The sequence below is a fragment of the Micromonospora sp. WMMD967 genome (genome assembly GCF_029626165.1).
Classification (GTDB): Bacteria; Actinomycetota; Actinomycetes; order Mycobacteriales; family Micromonosporaceae; genus Micromonospora; species Micromonospora taraxaci.
Genome location: NZ_JARUBK010000001.1, coordinates 5,261,616 through 5,279,644, shown reverse-complemented (window position 1 = coordinate 5,279,644; position 18,029 = coordinate 5,261,616). Strand labels below are relative to the sequence as shown.

Here is an 18,029-nt window from a genome sequence, read left to right as displayed (position 1 = left end):
AGCCTGACCCCCATCCGTGCGGCAACCCGTAGCCCTCTATCGACAGGCGATGTCATGACATCTCGCGCTACATCCGTACGCCCGCGTCCCCGGGTCGTGCGGCACCTGCTCGCCGGGCTCACCGTGGCCCTGGTCGCGGCGCTCACCCCGACCGGCACCACGGCACCCGCGCAGGCCGCCCCCGTCCTGCTCTCCCAGGGCCGCACGGCCACCGCCTCGTCCACCGAGAACGGCGGAACCCCCGCCGCCGCCGCGGTCGACGGCAACACCGGCACCCGCTGGTCCAGCGCGTTCAGCGACCCGCAATGGCTCCAGGTCGACCTGGGCGCCCGCGCCACCATCACCCAGGTCAACCTGCTCTGGGAGGCCGCCCACGGCCGGGCCTTCCAGCTCCAGACCTCCGACGACGGGTCCACCTGGACCACGATCTACTCGACCACCACCAGCACCGGCGGCACGCAGAACCTCACCGTCTCCGGCGCCGGCCGCTACGTCCGCATGTACGGCACCGCCCGGGGCACCGGCTACGGCTACTCGCTCTGGGAGTTCCAGGTCTACGGCGAGACCGGCGGCGGCACCAACGAGCCCCCGGTGACACCCACCGACCCGTACAACCCCAACCTCGGGTCGAACACGTTCGTCTTCGACCCGAGCACGCCCACGTCGACGATCCAGAGTCGACTGAACACCCTCTTCACCCAGCAGGAGACCAACCAGTTCGGCCCGCAGCGCTACGCGGTGCTGTTCAAGCCCGGCACCTACACCGCCGACGTCAACCTCGGCTTCTTCACCCAGGTCGCCGGCCTCGGTATGAGCCCGGACGACGTCAACCTCAACGGCCACGTCCGCGCCGAGGCGTTCTGGTTCGGCGGCAACGCCACCCAGAACTTCTGGCGGGCCGCCGAGAACCTCTCCGTCACCCTGCCCGCCGGGCAGACCGTGGAGCGCTGGGCGGTGTCCCAGGCCGCCCCGTACCGGCGGATGCACCTGCGCGGCGCGCAGAACCAGATCCAGCTCTGGAACGGCGGCGACGGCTGGTCCAGCGGCGGCCTGATGGCCGACACCCGCGTCGATGGGCTGGTCGTCTCCGGCTCGCAGCAGCAGTGGTACTCCCGTAACAGCGAGTTCGGCAACGGCTGGACCGGCTCGGTGTGGAACATGGTCTTCCAAGGCGTCACCGGTGCCCCCGCGCCGAGTTTCCCCAACCCGTCGCACACCGTCATCGGTCAGACCCCGCAGGTCCGGGAGAAGCCGTTCCTCTACGTGACGAGCAGCGGCGAGTACCGGGTGTTCGTGCCCGCCCTGCGCACCAACTCCACCGGCACCAGCTGGTACAACAAGACCCCGGCCGGCTCGTCGCTGTCGCTGTCGCAGTTCTTCGTCGTCCAGCCCGGCACCAGCGCCGCCACCATCAACGCGGCTCTCGCCCAGGGCAAGCACCTGCTCTTCACCCCGGGCGTGCACCGCATCACCGAGCCGATCCAGGTCAACCGGGCCGACACGGTGATCCTCGGCCTCGGCCTGGCCACCATTCAGGCCGACAACGGCACCGTGGGAATGCGGGTGGCCGATGTGGACGGCGTCAAGGTCGCCGGCATCATGTTCGAGGCCGGCACCACCAACTCGCCGGTTCTCATGGAGGTCGGGCCGTCCGGTTCGTCCGCGAGCCACGCCTCGAACCCGACCTCGCTGCACGACGTGTTCTTCCGCATCGGCGGCCCACACGTCGGCAAGGCCACCAACACGTTGACCGTCAACAGCGACAACGTGATCGGCGACCACATGTGGCTGTGGCGGGCCGACCACGCCGCCAGCGGCGTACCCACCGGGTGGACGCTGAACACCGCCGACACCGGGCTCACCGTCAACGGCGACAACGTCACCATGTACGGCCTCTTCGTCGAGCACTACCAGAAGTACCAGACCATCTGGAACGGCAACGGCGGCCGGACGTACTTCTACCAGAACGAACTGCCCTACGACCCGCCCAACCAGGCCGCCTGGATGAACGGGTCGACCCGGGGCTACGCCGCGTACAAGGTGGCCGACTCGGTGACCAGCCACCAGGCATGGGGGTTGGGTAGCTACAGCTACTTCAACGTCAACCCCGCGGTGGTGGCGGAACGCTCCTTCGAGGTACCCAACAACCCGAACGTGCGCTTCACGAACATGGTCACCGTCTCGCTCGGTGGCGTCGGCACCATCAACCGGGTGATCAACAACGCCGGTGGCACCGCGAACGCGGCCAACCAGACGGTGTACCTGACCACCTACCCCTGACCGGGGCGCCCGCGCCGACCCGGTCGTCTCATCGGACCGGGCCGGTGCGGGTGGCACCCAGGGCCGAGGCCGGCCCGGTCCCGCCGAGACCGGGCCGGCTACGGTCGTGCCAGCACCTCCGCCGCCGCCCGCTCACCGGCCCGCACCGCGCCCTCCAGGTAGCCGGTCCAGCGGGTCGCCGTCTCGGTACCCGCCCAGTGCACCCGGCCCACCGGGGTCCGCAGGTGCGGGCCGTACGCGCCCCAGGCCCCCGGGGTGAGCGCGCCGGAGAAACAGCCCCGCGTCCACTCCTCGGCCGACCAGTCGTACTCGATCAGGTCCACCGGATCACCGGCCTGCGGCCCGACCACCGTGGCGAACGCGTCCAGCAGGCACCGCCGACGTCGCTCGGGGGACATCTCCCGCAGCGCGGCGGCGTCCGAGGCGTAACTGAACCCGGTCAACACCCCGAGCGGCGAGGTCGGGGTGGAGTTGTCGACCGTCTCGGTGAGCGGACCGGCGCTGCTCGTGGACACCCCGGACAACCCGTCGGCGCGCCAGAACGGTTCCGGGTAGACGGCGTGGACCTTCAGCGCCGAACCCATCGGCATCCGCTGGGTCAGTCCGTCGCGCAACGGAGGCAGCGGTGGGGCGTACCGGATGCGACCCGCCAGAGCCGGGGCCAGCGCGACCACCAGAGCGTCGCCGTTCACGCGCCCGGTGTCGGTCCACGCCGTCACCCCGTCGACGCTCTGCTCCACGGCCCGCACCGGCGCGGCCAGCGTCAGTGCCCCCGGCGGCAGGGCGGCGGCCATCCGCTCGGCCAGTGCCGGGGGCCCGCCCACGATCCGGTCCTGCTGCGCGCCGCCCGCCATTCCCAGCAGGGGCCCGGTCCCACCTGCGCTGCGCAGGTAGAACAGCAGGTGCAACAACGACACCTCGTCCGCGCCGGTGGCCAGCAGCCCGCCGGCGAGCAGCCGCCCCAGGTAGTCGGCGGTGTCGTCGTCCCCGGCCGTGGCGCGCAACCAGCCGCCGAGGACCGTCCGGTCCCACTGCGTGGCCTCCGGCGCCTGCCAGGGCGCGGCCGGGTCCAGGCGGGCGGCGTATTCGTCCAGCAGATTGAGGACCCGGGCGGCCCGCGCCGGAGGATCGGCCCGACGCTCCCCCGCCCACAGCACAGTGGGCGCGCCGAACGCCGCCGACGCGAACGTGGCCAACCCGTGCTCGGCGACCAGCGCGTACATCCGATCCTGCGTCGGGCCGATCCACTGCGCGCCCAGGTCGAGTTGGGTGACGTCGGGCAGCCAGCGGGTCAACACCCGACCGCCCACCCGGTCGCGGGCCTCCAGCAGTCGCACCTGCGCGCCGGCACGGGTGAGCGCCAGCGCGGCGGCGAGCCCGGAAAAACCGGCGCCGACCACGACCACCCGCAAGCCGTCGGCCACGTTGGGGTCTACCCACAACCACGGAAGGCATGACTACCGGCCTCAGTCCCGGCTGCTTGCTCTGGTCGGCTGCCTGTCCCGGCTGCTTGCCTTGGTCGGCTGCTTGCTCCGGTTGCGGCTGCGGCTGCGGCTGGGCCGCGGCCGCGGCCGCGGCTGCAGCTGCGGCTGGGGCTGCGGCTGGGGCTGCGGCTGCCGGCGGACCGTACCCCTGTCCTCCGTCCTTTGCTCTGCACCTGCGGAGGCACCACCCGGGCCGGCGCCCCCGTCGCATCCGTGGGTGCAGAGCAAAGGGCACAGCACCACCGGCCGGCCCGGGTGGCCTGGGCGGCCCGGGTGGTCTGCGCGGGCCGGGTGGTCTGCGCGGGCCGAGTGGTCTGCGCGGGCCGAGTGGTCTGCGCGGGCCGGGTGGTCCGCGCGGGCCGGGTGGCCTGGCTGGCCTGCGCGGCCTGGGCAGGTCGGGTGGCCTGGACGGGCTGGGCAGCGCGGGCCGACTGGCCTGGGTGGCCGCGACGGCCTAGGCGGTCCGGGTGGCCTGTGACGGGCATGGCGGACCCGGTGGTCCGGGTGGTCCGGGTGGTCTGGATGGTCCGGCCGGCCTGGCCGGGCCGTCCCGACCCGGGACGCCGAGAATTTTCTGCCGGGCCTGTCGATCCGGGCGGTCGCCGATCGTGTGGAGGATGAGAGGTCGGTGTACGGCCGGCCGCCCCGCGAGGAGGAACGATGACGTTGTACCTGCTCAGCCTTCACCAGCCCCAGGGTGAGCTGCCACCGGACCCGGAGTTCCTGGCCGGCGTGATGCGTCAGCTCGCCGATTTCCGCGACGAGTTGGCGTCGACCGGGTCGTGGGTGTTCGGGCACGGTCTGCACGGCCCGGAGACCGCCACCGTGCTGCGGGCCCGCGAGGGCGGAGAAGTGCTGGTCACGGACGGGCCGTTCGTCGAGGGCAAGGAGTACCTGGGCGGCATCGCCATCATCGATGTACCGGACCTGGACGTCGCCCTGGACTGGGGCCGCCGCTACGCGGTGGCCACCACGCTGCCGATCGAGGTCCGCCCCTTCCAGGACGGGTCCGGAGACTGACCGTGCCAGACGTCGAGGCGGTGTTCCGCGCGGAGTACGGGCGCGCGGTCGCCGTCCTGGTTCGCCTCCTCGGCGACATCGACCTCGCCGAGGAGGCCGTCCAGGAGGCTTTCGTCATCGCGGTGGCGAAGTGGCCGACGACCGGCCCGCCACCCAGCCCGGCCGGTTGGATCATCACCACCGCCCGCAACCGGGCGTACGACCGGCTACGCCGCGAGGCGTCGCGGGTCGACCGGCACGCCCAGGCGTCCCTGCTCTTTGCCACCGACGGCCCCGTCGAGGAGGGACCCGTGCGCGACGACCGGCTACGGCTGATCTTCACCTGCTGTCATCCGGCGCTCGCCCCGACCGCCCGGGTCGCGCTCACCCTGCGCCTGCTCGGCGGACTGAGCACCGCCGAGATCGCCCGAGCGTTCCTGGTGCCGGAGCCGACCATGGCGCAACGGCTGGTCCGCGCCAAGTCGAAGATCCGTCACGCCCGGATCCCGTACCGGATACCCCGCGACGCCGACCTACCCGACCGGCTGTACGCCGTCCTCGCGGTGCTCTACCTGATCTTCAACGAGGGGTACACGGCCAGTGCCGGGCGACATCTGGTCCGCGCCGAGCTGTGCGTCGAGGCTGTCCGGCTGACCCGTCTGCTGGTCGAGCTGATGCCGGACGAACCCGAGGCGCTCGGCCTGCTCGCACTGATGCTGCTCACCGAGTCGCGCCGCGCCGCGCGGACCACCGCCGACGGCGACCTCGTGCCGCTGCCCCGGCAGGACCGGCGCCTGTGGGACGCCGAACTGGTGGCCGAGGGGCAGGCGCTGGTCCGCCGCTGCCTGCGTCGCGACCAGCCCGGGCCGTACCAGATCCAGGCCGCGATCGCCGCCGTGCACAGCGCCGCACCGCGTGCCGCCGACACCGACTGGGGGCAGATTCTCCAGCTGTACGACCACCTGACGAGGATCGCCCCCAGCCCGGTGGTAGCGCTGAACCGTGCGGTCGCCCTCGCCGAGGTGGCCGGACCGACCGTCGCGCTCGCCGAGGTGGACCGTCTCGACCTGGCCGGTTACCACCCGCACCATGCGGTCCGCGCTGACCTGCTGGCCCGGCTCGGCCGCAACGCCGAGGCCGTCGACGCGTACCGGACCGCCGTCGCGCTGACGGACAACGCGGCGGAACGGGCCTTCCTCACCGCCCGCGCGGCGGCCCTGAGGCCGCAGTGACCCGGGCCGACGCTACTGGCCCGCCACCGCCGACCGTCGTGTCGGCTGACCGGGAACTGTCGGTGGTTCGGCGATGATGCCGCCCATCACGTCCTCGACGTTGGGCACCTGGGCGAGCTCGCCCAGCCCCTCGACATAGCGCAGCAACCGGAGCTGCATCGCCGCCAGCTCCGCGCGGCACTCCGCGTCGTCGGGCCAGGCCGACTCGGGCGCGTCGGGGTTGGCCAGCTCCCACGCCCGCAGGCGCGGATGCCACGTGGAGAGGAAGGGCCGGAGCTCGTTGTTGAGCATGGCGATCCCGAGATGCTCGACGGTCGGACGACCGGTGGTCCGGATGGTCGGCGCCGCCTCGCTCAGCACCTCCCGGGTGATCGCGAACAGCTGGTAGAGCGACGTCATCGCCTCCCGGACGAGACCCGTGCCGGTCGCCAGCGGTTGACCGGACACCCGGGTGACCGCCTCCACGAACAGACGCCAGGCGGTCTGCTTGTTGTCCCTGGTGACGGCAAACCTCAGCTCGCTGAACTGCGGAACCGAGACGGTCACCTCCGCCAGCTGGAAGAACCGCGAATAGGCCGACGCCACCACGGCCGCCACGCCACCCGCCGTCGTGCCGCAGAGCACGAAGAGGGCGGGCCCGGTCAGTCGACTGGCCAGGTACACCGCCAACCCCACGGCGGCACCGGCCACCAGACCCAGGGCGATGTGGAGCCAGCGGGAACCACGCCAACGCATCAGCATCCCTGCATCGTCCCAGACGTTTTCCACTGTGTGCCGTCGGTGTCCGGTTCGCTCGACGGCGGGGGAGAACCCCGGGTGGGCGTGTTTGCCGCCGGGTGCGCCGGGAACCCGAGCCGCCCCGGCCATGGGTCCACCCGTGGCCGCAGCAGTGGATGGAGGCGGCCATGGCATACCGTCCGACCGTCGCCGACACCACGCCCGACCTGTCCACCCTCACGCTCGGCGTGGAGGAGGAGTTCCTGCTGCTCGACCCGGACAACGGGCGCAACCTGCCGGTGGCGGACCAGGTGCTGGACGCACTGCGTGGCCACGCCCGCGACCAGAGCCGCCAGGAGTTCCGGCACAGCATGGTGGAGATGGTCACACCGGTCTGCGCCGACCTCAACGAACTGCGCACGCACCTGGTGTCGCTGCGTCACTCCGCCGCCGAGGCCGCCACGGCGGCCGGGGCCCGACTGGTGGCCGTCGGCGCGACCCCCGTGGCCGAGCCGCACCTGACCGTGCCCGACCGGCCCCGCTACCACGCGATGTCGCGCCGGTACGGTCCGGTGGCGCACGACCCGGCGGTCTGCGGCTGTCACGTGCACGTCGGGCTGCCCGACCGGGAACTGGCCGTGCAGGTCTGCAATCATCTGCGCACGTGGCTGCCGGTGATCCAGGCGATCACCACCAACTCGCCGCTGCACGACGGGCGCGACACCGGCCACGCGAGTTGGCGGTCGATGCAGCTGGAACGGTGGCCCAGCATCGGCCCGACGCCGTACTTCGACTCCGCCGCCGACTACGACCGGACCGTGGACGAGCTGATCGCCGCGGGCATCATGCTCGACGCCGCGATGGTCTACTGGTACGCCCGGCCGTCGTCGGCGTACCCGACGGTGGAGGTGCGGGTGGGCGACGTCTGCTCCGACGTGGACGACACGGTGCTGGTTGCCGCGCTGGTCCGGTCCCTCGTCGCGACCCTGGCCGACGACGTACGCGCCGGGGTGACCGCACCGCGCACCCGGAACTGTCTGGTCGCCGCCGCGCACTGGCGGGCCGCCCACGACGGCCTCGACGGCGAGCTGATCGACCTGCGCGCCGGCGGCACCCGACCGGCCTGGGCGATGGTCGACGAGCTGATGGCGGTGATCGCCCCGGCCCTGCTGCGCCACGGCGACCTCGGGTACGTGCTGGCGCACCTGGCCCGGCTACGCCGCGACGGGACCGGCGCGACACGGCAGCGCCGGGTGCTGGAGCGTACCGGTGACCTGCGCGCCGTCATCGACGACCTGGCCGACCGCACGGCCGCCACCTGACCGCGACCTGACGTCACGGGGAGCAGCGCGGCTCAGCTGATGTCGTGCGTCTGCAGCCACAGCTCCAGCAGGCCGAGCTGCCACAGCTTGTTACTGCCGGCCGCTGCCTCGGCCCGGTCCGGCTCGGCGAGCAGGTGGGCCACGTACTCCGGTCGGAACAGCCCTCGCTCGCGCGCGGCCGGCGCCTGCAACGCCTCGGCGACCAGTTCCCGCACCGGGCCGTCCACGTTGCGCAACGCCGGAACGGGGAAGTACCCCTTGCGACGGTCGACCACCTCGGCGGACAGCACCTCCCGGGCGACCTCCTTGAGGACGCCCTTGCCGCCCTGCGCGACCTTGTGCTCCGGCGGGCAGTGCGCCGCCAGGGTGACCAGGTCCTGGTCGAGGAAGGGCGTGCGCACCTCCAGGCCCCACGCCATGCTCATGCTGTCCACCCGTTTGACCGGGTCGTCGGGGAGCATCAGGTGGGTGTCCAGGCGCAGCACGGCGTCCAGCGCGGTCTGCGCCCCCGGCGCGGCGAGATGCCCGGCGAGCAGTTCCCGGCTGGCGTCGTGCTCCAGCGCGTACTCCGGGCTGACGAGACTGCGCAGCTCGTCGTGGTCGCGGTCGAAGAACGCGGCGGCGAACGTCTCGGCGGCGCTGTGCCGGGGCGCCTCGGTGAGCGGCTGGTGGTAGCCGTAGCCGGCGAACACCTCGTCGGCGCCCTGCCCGGACTGCGCCACCTTCACGTGGCGCGCCACCTGCTCGGACAGCAGGTGGAACGCGACCACGTCGTGGCTGCCCATCGGCTCGGTCATCGCCAGCACGGCACGCCGTACGGCGGGCACCAGGTCGTCGTCGGCCAACCGGATGCGATGGTGGTCGGTGTCGAACGCGCGGGCCACCAGGTCGGAGTAGTGGAACTCGTCGCCGGACTCGCCGTCGCGGCTGTCGAAGCCGATGCTGAACGTCCGCAGGTGCTGCTGGCCGGCCTCGGCGAGGAGCGCCACGATGAGGCTGGAGTCCAGACCACCGGACAGCAGCACCCCGACCGGTACGTCGGCGACCAGCCGTCGGCGTACCGCCGCGCGCAGCGCGTCCCCGATGGCGGCCCGCCAGTCGGCGGCGTCCATGCCGGTGTCGGCGGGTTCCCGCACGTAGTCGGGTCGCCAGTACACCTCCTCGCGGCTGCGCCCGTCCGCCTCGATCACCCGCAGGGTGGCCGGCGGCAGCTTGCGCACACCGCGCAGCACCGTCCGGGGCGCGGGCACGATGGAGTGCCAGGACAGGTAGTGGTGCAGCGCCACCGGGTCGATGCCGGTGTCGACGTCGCCGGCGGCCAGGAGCGCCGGTAGGGTGGAGGCGAACCGGAGCCGCCCGGGGGTCTCGGCGAGGTAGAGCGGCTTGATGCCGAGCCGGTCGCGGGCCAGCACCAACCGCTGCCGGGCCCGGTCCACCAGGCCGATCGCGAACATGCCGACCAGGTGGTCGACGAAACGCTCACCCCAGTGCGCGTACGCCACCAGGATCACCTCGGTGTCGCTGGTGGAGTGGAACGCGTACCCGGCGTTGCGCAACTCCTCGCGCAGCTCCGGGTAGTTGTAGATGCAGCCGTTGAAGACCAGCGCGAGGCCCAGGTCGTCACGGACCATCGGTTGCCCGCCCGCGTCGGACAGGTCGATGATGGTCAACCGGCGGTGCCCGAGGGTCACCCAGCCGTCGGCGAACAGGCCCTCGTCGTCCGGGCCACGGGAGCGCATCGCCTCGGTCATCCGGGTGACCGCCGCCGCGTCGGGGGACCGGCCGTCGAACCGTGCCTCCCCGCTGATCCCGCACATCAGGCGGGGCGGTGCTGGTCCAGGGCAGACATGGCCCCTCCTGTCAGGTCTCCCCGACTGGTGGTGGCGGGGCCCGCGGTGGGAACGGGGCCGCTGGCTACCCGGGTAGCGGGTGGGCAAACTTGCAGGTGGTCCCGTGGCCCTTAATCGAGCAGGGTGCGCAGGATGCGGGCCAGTTCGGCGCGGTCGGTGTCGTCGAGGTGCCCGAAGAAGCGGTCGGCTTCGGCCCGACGGGCGGCTCGGATGGCGGCGCCGACCCGGTTGCCCTCGTCGGTGAGGGCGACAAGTGTGGCGCGCCGGTCGGCCGGGTCGGGGCGGCGCTCGACGAGCCCACGGGTCTGCAGGTCGTCGATGACCTCGGTCGCCGAGCGGGGCGCGATGCGCAGGTGTTCGGCGAGTGTGCCGGGGCGTACCTCGCCGTGGCGGCCCAGGACACCGAGCGCCCGGGACTGGCTGGGGGTGATGTCCCACGGTGCCAACGACTCCCGGGACTGCCGCCGCAAGCGGGACGCGACCGCCCAGAACGTCTCGGCCAGGTTGTCGTCGGCGGTGTCCTCGGTCACCGGAATACGGTAGCAGGAGATGTGGTTGTTCCCTCATGTTGAGGTAACCTCAGTAATGTCGTCGACCGAAAGGCAGTTGCTCCTTGGAACCCACCCCCATGGGCCGCGACCGCGGCCACCGCACCGTCAGCGCCGAAGAGAAGACGCAGGCCCGCCAGGTGTCCCTGCGCCGGATCGGCCGCCTGTTCACCAGCCACCGGCCCGCGCTCGCCGCCGTCACCGCGATCATCGTGCTCTCCTCGATCATCGCGATGGCCAGCCCGTTCCTGCTGCGTGCCGTCATCGACCGCGCGCTACCGCAGGGCGACGTGACACTGTTGGTCTGGCTGGTCCTCGGCATGGTCGCCGTGGCGGCCGTGACCTCCGCCCTCGGCGTCGTGCAGACCTGGATCTCCACCCAGGTCGGCCAGCAGGTCATGCACCGGCTGCGCACCGACGTCTTCAGTCACCTCCAGCGCCAGTCGCTGGGCTTCTTCACCCGCACCCGCACCGGCGAGGTGCAGTCCCGGATCACCAACGACATCGGCGGCATGCAGTCGGTCGTCACCTCCACCGCCACCGCCGTCGCGGCCAACCTCACCACTGTGGTCGCCACCGCGGTCGCCATGGTGGCCCTCTCCTGGCAGCTGTCCCTCGTCTCGCTCGTGGTGCTGCCGCCCGCCGTCTGGCTGACCCGCCGGGTCGCCCGGATGCGCCGGGAGATCACCGCCCAGCGCCAACGCGAACTCGCCGACCTCAACGTCACTGTCGAGGAAGGGCTCTCGATCAGCGGCGTCCAGTTGGCCAAGACCCTCGGCACCGGGCCGGCGCTCATCGAGCGGTTCAGCGCCTCCTCGGCCCGCCTGGTCGACCTGGAGCTGCGCAGCGAGCTGGCCGGCCGCTGGCGGATGGCGTCGATGAGCATCATCTTCGCCGCCGTACCGGCGGTCATCTACCTCGCCGCCGGGCTACCCGGCGCCGCCGGGACGTTGAGCATCGGCACCCTGGTCGCCTTCACCGCCCTTCAGGGCGGCCTGTTCCGGCCACTGATGGGTCTGCTCAACGTGGGTGTCTCGCTCACCGCGTCGCTGGCGCTGTTCGCCCGGATCTTCGAATACCTGGACCTCCCTGTCGACGTGGCCGATCCCGCCGAGCCGGTCCGCCTCGACCCCGCCCGGGTGCGCGGCCACCTGCGCCTGGAGGACGTCACCTTCGGCTACCCCGGTAACGACACCGCCGCCCTCGCCGGGATCACACTGGACGTGCCCGCCGGCACCAGCCTCGCGCTGGTCGGGGAGACCGGATCCGGCAAGAGCACCCTCGCCGGGCTGGTCAGCCGGCTGCACGACCCGACCGCCGGCCGGATCACCGTCGACGGCGTCGACCTGCGCGACCTGCGCCTGGCCGACCTGGCCGCGATCGTCGGCGTGGTCAGCCAGGAGACGTACCTGCTGCACACCACCGTCCGGGAGAACCTGCGCTACGCCCGGCCGGACGCCACCGATGCGGAGATCGAGGACGCCGCCCGCGCGGCCCAGATCCACGACCTGATCGCCGGGCTGCCCGACGGGTACGACACCATGGTCGGCTCCCGCGGCCACCGCTTCTCTGGCGGCGAGAAGCAGCGGCTGGCCATCGCCCGCACGTTGCTGCGCGACCCGTGCATCCTCGTCCTCGACGAGGCCACCAGCGCGCTGGACACCGAGACCGAGCGCGCCGTGCAACGCGCGTTCGACGTGCTCGCCGAAGGCCGGACCACGATCACCATCGCCCACCGGCTCTCCACCGTCCGGGACGCCGACCAGATCGCGGTGCTCGACCACGGCCGCATCGTCGAGGCCGGCACCCACGACAGCCTGCTGGATCGCAACGGCCGCTACGCCACATTGGCGGCCTGAGCATCCGCTCAGAAAACCGTCTCACAACCGTCGCTAAACCCGTCTCATTATTCCGATTCGAGGTGTCGGTAGACGGTGGCCCGCGAGACACCCAGCGTGGCGGCGATGGCATCCACCGAGTGGGTGCCCGCCGCGTGCATCCGCCGGGCCGTCTCCACCTGCTCCCGACCCAGCGCCCGCGGTCGTCCCGGCCGCCGCCGGCTCCCGCTCGTCGGGGCCGCGTCCGGTGCGGTGCCGCGCGCCGGCGCCGGGGCCGCCGTGGTCCCGTCCGGCTCGGGTACGGCGGCGGCCGGCGTCAACAGCCGGCGTACGCCGTCGAGCATGTCGGCGCGCAGCACCTCGTCGGACACGTCGACGAAGAAGACGATCGGATCGCTGCACGCCGCCACCGCCTGCGTCGCCAGGACCCGCTCCCGCCGGCCGGCGTCCGGCCCGGCGATGAGGTCGTTGGCCCGCATCGCGATCTCCATCAGGCGGTGGTACGTGTCGCCCCGACCGACCAGCGCGATGTCGTGGAACAGCATGCCGAGCGGGCGGCGGTGGGCGAGCATGACGTCCACCCAACCCTCCAGCACCGTCCACCGCGCCTGCTCGACGGGCTGCGTCCGCGCGGCGTCGAGCAACGCCTCCAGATCGGCCAACAACGGCTCGACCAGCGCAGAGAGCAGGTGTTCCTTGGCCGGGAAGTGGTACAGGATCGCGGCTTTGGTCAGCCGTAACCGCTCGGCGATCTGCCGCAGCGAGGTGCGCTGGTAACCGTGCTCGGCGAACAGGTCGAGCGCGGCGCGCAGGATCCGGGTGCGGGTGTCGTCCCCGGGCTCGACGGTCATGCCGGCCAGCCTAGCCACGTCCTGACCGGTGGGCACCATCACCGTTGATTCGACTGACCATCGGTCAGTACAGTGGTGGTGGTCGACGCAGCCAACGGCAGGAGGGGCGATGCCCGTCATCTCGATCGGCAACCTGGTCAAGACCTTCGGCGCGATCCGGGCACTCGACGGGCTGGATCTGCGCGTCGAGCAGGGGGAGGTGCACGGCTTCCTCGGGCCCAACGGCTCCGGCAAGTCCACCACCATCCGGATCCTGCTCGGGCTGCTCCGCCGCGACTCCGGAGACGCCCAGGTGCTCGGGGCCGACCCGTGGCGCGACGCGGTCCGCCTGCACCGCCGGCTGGCGTACGTGCCGGGCGACGTCAGCCTCTGGCCCAACCTCACCGGCGGAGAAGCCATCGACCTGTTCGGGCGGCTCCGCGGCGGCCTCGACCGGCAACGCCGTGACGAGCTGCTGCAACGGTTCGACCTGGACCCGACCCGCCGCTGCCGCACGTACTCCAAGGGCAACCGGCAGAAGGTCGCCATCGTCGCCGCCTTCGCCTCGGCGGTGGAGCTGTACGTGCTCGACGAGCCCACCTCCGGCCTCGACCCCCTGATGGAGGCGGTGTTCCAGGACGAGGTCCGACGGGTCAAGCGGGCCGGCGCGACGGTGCTGCTCTCCAGTCACGTGCTCGCCGAGGTCGAGGCCCTCTGCGACCGGGTCAGCATCATCCGCGAGGGCCGCACCGTCGAGTCCGGCACCCTGGCCGAGCTGCGCCACCTCACCCGCACGGCGGTCACCGTCGAGACCGCACGTCCGCTCACCGGCCTCGACGCGCTGCCCGGTGTGCACGACGTGCACGAGGTCGACGGGCGTACCCATCTGGAGGTCGAGCCGGCGCACTTCGACGAGCTGCTCGGTCAGCTCGTCCGCTCCGGTGTCCGCGCCCTGACCAGCACCCCGCCCACGCTGGAACAGCTCTTCCTGCGCCACTACGGCGACGACCCCGCCGCCGGTGCCGGACCGGTCGATGCTGCGGGGCCGGTCGATGCTGCCGGGTCGGCTGACGGTCCGGCCGTCGATGCCGCGTCGGCTGGTGCTCCGGCCGCCGGTGCCTCCGACACCGACTCGCCGGCTGACGCCCCGCAGGCCGGTGCCCGGTGAGCGCCCTCACCGGCACGGCCCTGCTGGCCCGGCTCGTGCTGCGCCGCGACCGGATCCGGCTGGTCATCTGGGTCCTCGGCACGCCGCTGCTCGGCTACGCCCTGGCCGGCAGCGTCGCCGGCATCTACCCGGACGAGACAGCCCGCCAGGGCTACGCCGCCACCTCCGCGTCCAGCCTCGTCGCCCGCGCGTTCAACGGTCCGATCGCCGGCACCGACCTCGGTGCCGTGGTGGTCGCCGAGACGTACGTGACGCTGGCCCTGATCGTCGCCCTGCTGAGCACCTTCGCGGTGACCCGGCACACCCGGCAGAACGAGGAGACCGGCCGGGCGGAGCTGCTCGGGGCCTCAGTGGTCGGCCGGTACGCGCCGCTCACCGCCGCGCTGCTCGTCATCGTCGCGGCGAACACCCTCGCTGCCGTACTGCTGGTGTTCGCACTGGTCGGCGCCGGTCTGCCGCTCGCCGGCTCCGTCGCGGCCGCCGCCGCGATCGGCGGCGTCGGGGTCGCCTTCACCGCCATCGCCGCTGTCACCGCCCAGCTCTCCGTCACCTCCCGGGGCGCCAACGCGCTCGCCGCCGCCACCGTCGGGATCTCCTTCGTCCTACGCGCCGCCGGTGACGTACTCGGCGAACAGAGCGCCGACGGCACCCGCGTGCAGAGCGCCTGGCCGTCGTGGATCTCCCCGCTCGGCTGGGGCAACCAGGTGCGGGCCTTCGGCGGTGAGCGCTGGTGGGTGCTCGCCCTACCGGTAGCGCTGCTGCTCGCCGGCGTGGCCGTGGCGTACGCCCTGGCGGAGCGACGCGACCAGGGCGCCGGGCTGATCGCACCCCGACGCGGGCCGGCCCGCGCCGCGCCACGACTGCTCAGCCCTGCCGGCCTGGCGTGGCGCATGCAACGCGGCACGCTGCTCGGCTGGGCGGTCGGCCTGGCCGTACTCGGGTTCTCCATGGGCATCGCCGCCGACGAGTTCAACGCCATGATCGACCAGAACCCGGCCGCCGCCGAGGCCATCAACGCGATGGGCGGCGGCGGGGCTCTGGTCGACGCGTACCTGGCCGCGATGCTCGGGCTCTTCGCGCTGACCATCGGGGCGTACGTGGTGCAGGCTCTCCTTCGGGTACGCGGCGACGAAGCCGACGGCGTCCTGGAAGCCGTGCTCGCCACCGCCGTCAGCCGTACCCGCTGGCTCGGTACCCAGGTGCTCGCCGCGACCCTCGGCGCGGTCGCGCTGCTGCTGCTCGCCGGCCTGACCACCGGGCTCGGCTACGGCCTCGTCACCGACGACCCGCTCGGACAGGCCCTCGACCTGGGCGGTGCCGCGCTGCTGCGACTACCCGCCCTGCTCGTGGTGGCCGGGGTGGTGACCACCCTGTTCGGGCTGCTGCCCCGCTGGTCGGTGGTGCTGTCCTGGACGGTCCTGCTCGTCTTCCTGCTGCTCGGGCAACTCGGTGCGGTGCTGAAGCTGCCCCAGGCCGCGCTCGACCTTTCGCCGTACACCCATGTGCCGTCCGTGCCCGCCGTCGACCCGGCAGCGCTGCCCCTGGTGGTGCTGACGGCGGTCGCCGCGGCGCTCCTCGCCGTAGGGGTGACGGCCTTCCGCCGCCGCGACGTGCCGAGCTGAGGCGCGCCTGACGCAGCTTCCGGGCGGACGCCCTCCGCCGCGAGGCCGCACATACTCGCGAATGGTGGCTGACGGCCGGCACTGCAAGATTACGGACAGCGAATTGACGGTGCGGGAACTACGGTCCCGGCATGGCATCGTCAATCTCCAGAAGGCTCAGTGCGAAAGGCGTTGCCGACACGGTGAGCGACCGTGCCAGTGGGGGGTCGGCGCTGCCCTCGGTGCCGAAAGACCTGGCCAGCCGAGAGTTGTGCTGCGCCATGCACCTGCGTCCGCCGCTGGCTGCGCACGTGTTGCTGCACTACAGCATCGACAACCCCAAGGCCTGGTGTCCCCCTTTCGGGGTGGACGCGGTTGCGGTGGTGCGGCACGCCCAGGCGGCCGACACCCATTGGCGAAAGCTGTACGGCGCGGTCGCGATGACGCGTTATTCGTTGCTCGGTCTGGTCGCGATCGGTCTCTTCCTCCTCTGGCGCGACGGTCCGGTGACGGCGATGCTCTCGCTGCCTCTCATAGCTGTCGCGTGCGGAGTCGGGTGGCGCACGACGTTCCTCAGTCTTCAGGAAACCCGCGCGGCGGCGATCGACACCATGGTGGAGGGAAAGGCTCTGGCCACCCAGGTGCCAGAGGTCGACTTCGACCTGGAAGAGGAGCTTGCCGCCCTGCAGGACGCCAACATGATCGTCTTCGACGGTGCCGTGGGCAGCCCGTTCGTCGGCAGCGGCACCGAGATCGGCCGATGGGCCCTGCCACCCGTCGACGTCAGCCGCAGCCGGGAAGAAGACGACACGAAACCACCTGCGACCTTCTCCATCCGAGAGCTGCACGACGATCTGATTCGGCTCGCTCGGTCACGGCTCGGCCTGAGCGGCATCGAGGTGACCAAGCGGATCTATGTGCGGGGGGACGTGCTGCCGGATTGTGAGGGTCTGTTCCATCCCGACGAGGTGCGCCCGCCCTCCCGGCTGGACACGACCTGGGTCGATTTGGGCAGCGACGCGCCCGGGGAGCAGGCCAGGACGTATGTGTGCCTGGCCAAGAGCCTCGTCGGTGGCGAAATCGTCGTCACTCTCTTCGTCCGCTACACCCTCGAACAGGGCATTCTGTCCTGCGAGTTCGCCGCGTTCGTCCTGCCGCCCATCCTCCGCGGCTCGGCGCCCGCCACAGGGTTCTACGGGCTGTTCGACGATGATCTGAGCCCGTTGCACGGGCGCTCCACCACGTGGGCCCTCGCCGTCGCGGCGTGGCGCACCTACGTTGCCGAGCTGTTCCTGCGCTCGTACCGGGGCATCGATCTGGACGAGGCGCACGACGACCGGACCCGGCATCACTACGAGGCGCTCCAGGAGGGTCGACGCTACGACTACGGGGCGGCGTTCAGCGTCCGGGAACTGGCGGCGACCACGAGCATCGAGAACTATTTCGAAGTCGCGGATGTGCGTGACTGTCTGTTGCGGATGCAACGAGGCGTGATCGACTGTCTGCTCGGCTTTCTGCGGGACAAGGGAATCGACACGTCCGAGCTGGTCGCCGGACGACAGCGGATCATCAACAACATCACCAACATCGGGGAGGTGTCCGGTCGGGGGAACATCTTCGGGAACCACGGGCGGGTGTCGAATGTCGACCGCTTTGACGAGTCGGACTGATCGCCTGATGTTCTGCTTCTGTTCTGCGGATCCGGCCGGAAGGATGAGTAGATGAGCCAGTTCAACTTCAGCGGTGACATCAGCGGCGAGGCGAACGTCTTCGGGGACCACGCGCAGGTGCACAATCGGAGCAACGACTTCAGTCGAGGCTCGGACCTCGCCGGGCTCGTCGCTGCCCTGATCGAGGAGATCGCGAAGCACCGGACGGAAGTCCGCGAGGCCGACCGGCTGACACAGTTGGCGGGCACTGCAGCGGCCTACGCCGCCGAGCCGCGACCAAACGTGGAGGGCATCCGCAGCCTGCTACCGGCTCTGCTGGCCGGTGCCGGAACGGTGACCGCCGTCGCCGATGCCGTTCTGCGCGTCTCCCAAGCCGTCAACAGCCTGTAACGCGAGGGCGCGTCGACGGGACACCCTCAACCCGGGAGCACGGGGGACGCGTCGCTCCCGGCAATCAGCCCGAACGGCACCCGCACCTTCGACAACCCTC

General features: G+C 71.8%; 14 protein-coding genes. 9 read left to right on the top strand and 5 right to left on the bottom strand.

Annotated features, from left to right (window positions below):
* The first annotated feature begins 54 nt into the window (after window positions 1-54).
* Window positions 55-2,280, top strand: a complete 2,226-nt coding sequence (locus O7631_RS23915; RefSeq protein ID WP_278146278.1) for a discoidin domain-containing protein — start codon at window positions 55-57, stop codon at window positions 2,278-2,280.
* A gap of 98 nt (window positions 2,281-2,378) precedes the next feature.
* Here the strand turns inward: O7631_RS23915 and O7631_RS23910 are convergent, their stop codons facing one another.
* Window positions 2,379-3,704, bottom strand: a complete 1,326-nt coding sequence (locus O7631_RS23910; protein ID WP_278146277.1) for an FAD-dependent oxidoreductase — start codon at window positions 3,702-3,704, stop codon at window positions 2,379-2,381.
* Between the two features lie 720 nt (window positions 3,705-4,424).
* Between O7631_RS23910 and O7631_RS23905 the strand changes: the two genes are divergently transcribed.
* The gene (locus O7631_RS23905; protein WP_278146276.1) at window positions 4,425-4,784 is read left to right on the top strand and encodes a YciI family protein; all 360 of its coding nucleotides are present in this window, start codon (window positions 4,425-4,427) and stop codon (window positions 4,782-4,784) included.
* Window positions 4,785-4,786: 2 nt separating this feature from the next.
* On the top strand, window positions 4,787-5,995 hold the full coding sequence (locus O7631_RS23900) for an RNA polymerase sigma factor (protein WP_278146275.1): 1,209 nt from the start codon (window positions 4,787-4,789) through the stop codon (window positions 5,993-5,995).
* A gap of 12 nt (window positions 5,996-6,007) precedes the next feature.
* On the opposite strand, the gene O7631_RS23895 is transcribed toward O7631_RS23900, so the two are convergent.
* On the bottom strand, window positions 6,008-6,736 hold the full coding sequence (locus O7631_RS23895) for a hypothetical protein (protein WP_278146274.1): 729 nt from the start codon (window positions 6,734-6,736) through the stop codon (window positions 6,008-6,010).
* Between the two features lie 164 nt (window positions 6,737-6,900).
* Here O7631_RS23895 and O7631_RS23890 point away from each other — a divergent pair, with 164 nt between their 5' ends.
* Entirely contained in the window at window positions 6,901-8,034 is a 1,134-nt protein-coding gene (locus tag O7631_RS23890) for a glutamate--cysteine ligase (protein WP_278146273.1), read from the top strand.
* A 32-nt stretch (window positions 8,035-8,066) separates the two neighbouring features.
* On the opposite strand, the gene O7631_RS23885 is transcribed toward O7631_RS23890, so the two are convergent.
* Both O7631_RS23885 and O7631_RS23880 read right to left on the bottom strand, forming a co-directional pair.
* Window positions 8,067-9,851 (bottom strand): N-acetylglutaminylglutamine amidotransferase, encoded by a 1,785-nt coding sequence (locus tag O7631_RS23885; protein WP_278146272.1) that lies wholly within the window; start codon window positions 9,849-9,851, stop codon window positions 8,067-8,069.
* Window positions 9,852-9,994: 143 nt separating this feature from the next.
* Window positions 9,995-10,414, bottom strand: coding sequence for a MarR family winged helix-turn-helix transcriptional regulator (locus tag O7631_RS23880; RefSeq protein ID WP_278146271.1), 420 nt, complete (start codon window positions 10,412-10,414; stop codon window positions 9,995-9,997).
* Window positions 10,415-10,512: 98 nt separating this feature from the next.
* Here O7631_RS23880 and O7631_RS23875 point away from each other — a divergent pair, with 98 nt between their 5' ends.
* Window positions 10,513-12,291 (top strand): ABC transporter ATP-binding protein, encoded by a 1,779-nt coding sequence (locus O7631_RS23875; protein ID WP_278146270.1) that lies wholly within the window; start codon window positions 10,513-10,515, stop codon window positions 12,289-12,291.
* A gap of 47 nt (window positions 12,292-12,338) precedes the next feature.
* Here the strand turns inward: O7631_RS23875 and O7631_RS23870 are convergent, their stop codons facing one another.
* Window positions 12,339-13,121 (bottom strand): TetR family transcriptional regulator, encoded by a 783-nt coding sequence (locus O7631_RS23870; RefSeq protein WP_278146269.1) that lies wholly within the window; start codon window positions 13,119-13,121, stop codon window positions 12,339-12,341.
* 109 nt (window positions 13,122-13,230) lie between these two features.
* On the opposite strand from O7631_RS23870, the gene O7631_RS23865 reads away from it, so the two are divergent.
* From O7631_RS23865 to O7631_RS23850, 4 genes are all read left to right on the top strand, one after another.
* Window positions 13,231-14,268, top strand: coding sequence for an ABC transporter ATP-binding protein (locus O7631_RS23865; RefSeq protein ID WP_278146268.1), 1,038 nt, complete (start codon window positions 13,231-13,233; stop codon window positions 14,266-14,268).
* On the top strand, window positions 14,265-15,890 hold the full coding sequence (locus tag O7631_RS23860; RefSeq protein ID WP_278146267.1) for an anibiotic ABC transporter: 1,626 nt from the start codon (window positions 14,265-14,267) through the stop codon (window positions 15,888-15,890). The genes O7631_RS23865 and O7631_RS23860 overlap by 4 nt, the downstream gene beginning before the upstream one ends.
* Window positions 15,891-16,021: 131 nt before the next feature.
* A complete protein-coding gene (locus O7631_RS23855; protein WP_278146266.1) occupies window positions 16,022-17,539 on the top strand; it encodes a hypothetical protein in 1,518 nt (505 codons plus the stop codon).
* Window positions 17,540-17,590: 51 nt separating this feature from the next.
* Complete coding sequence (locus O7631_RS23850; protein ID WP_269679144.1) at window positions 17,591-17,929, top strand: hypothetical protein; 339 nt, start codon at window positions 17,591-17,593, stop codon at window positions 17,927-17,929.
* Window positions 17,930-18,029: the final 100 nt, after the last annotated feature.

Coding starts and splice junctions, on each gene's coding strand:
- O7631_RS23915 (WP_278146278.1), top strand. CDS start 55: ATGACATCTCGCGCTACATCCGTACGCCCGCGTCCCCGGGTCGTGCGG.
- O7631_RS23905 (WP_278146276.1), top strand. CDS start 4,425: ATGACGTTGTACCTGCTCAGCCTTCACCAGCCCCAGGGTGAGCTGCCA.
- O7631_RS23895 (WP_278146274.1), bottom strand. CDS start 6,736: ATGCTGATGCGTTGGCGTGGTTCCCGCTGGCTCCACATCGCCCTGGGT.
- O7631_RS23890 (WP_278146273.1), top strand. CDS start 6,901: ATGGCATACCGTCCGACCGTCGCCGACACCACGCCCGACCTGTCCACC.
- O7631_RS23885 (WP_278146272.1), bottom strand. CDS start 9,851: ATGTGCGGGATCAGCGGGGAGGCACGGTTCGACGGCCGGTCCCCCGAC.
- O7631_RS23875 (WP_278146270.1), top strand. CDS start 10,513: ATGGGCCGCGACCGCGGCCACCGCACCGTCAGCGCCGAAGAGAAGACG.
- O7631_RS23870 (WP_278146269.1), bottom strand. CDS start 13,121: ATGACCGTCGAGCCCGGGGACGACACCCGCACCCGGATCCTGCGCGCC.
- O7631_RS23865 (WP_278146268.1), top strand. CDS start 13,231: ATGCCCGTCATCTCGATCGGCAACCTGGTCAAGACCTTCGGCGCGATC.
- O7631_RS23855 (WP_278146266.1), top strand. CDS start 16,022: ATGGCATCGTCAATCTCCAGAAGGCTCAGTGCGAAAGGCGTTGCCGAC.
- O7631_RS23850 (WP_269679144.1), top strand. CDS start 17,591: ATGAGCCAGTTCAACTTCAGCGGTGACATCAGCGGCGAGGCGAACGTC.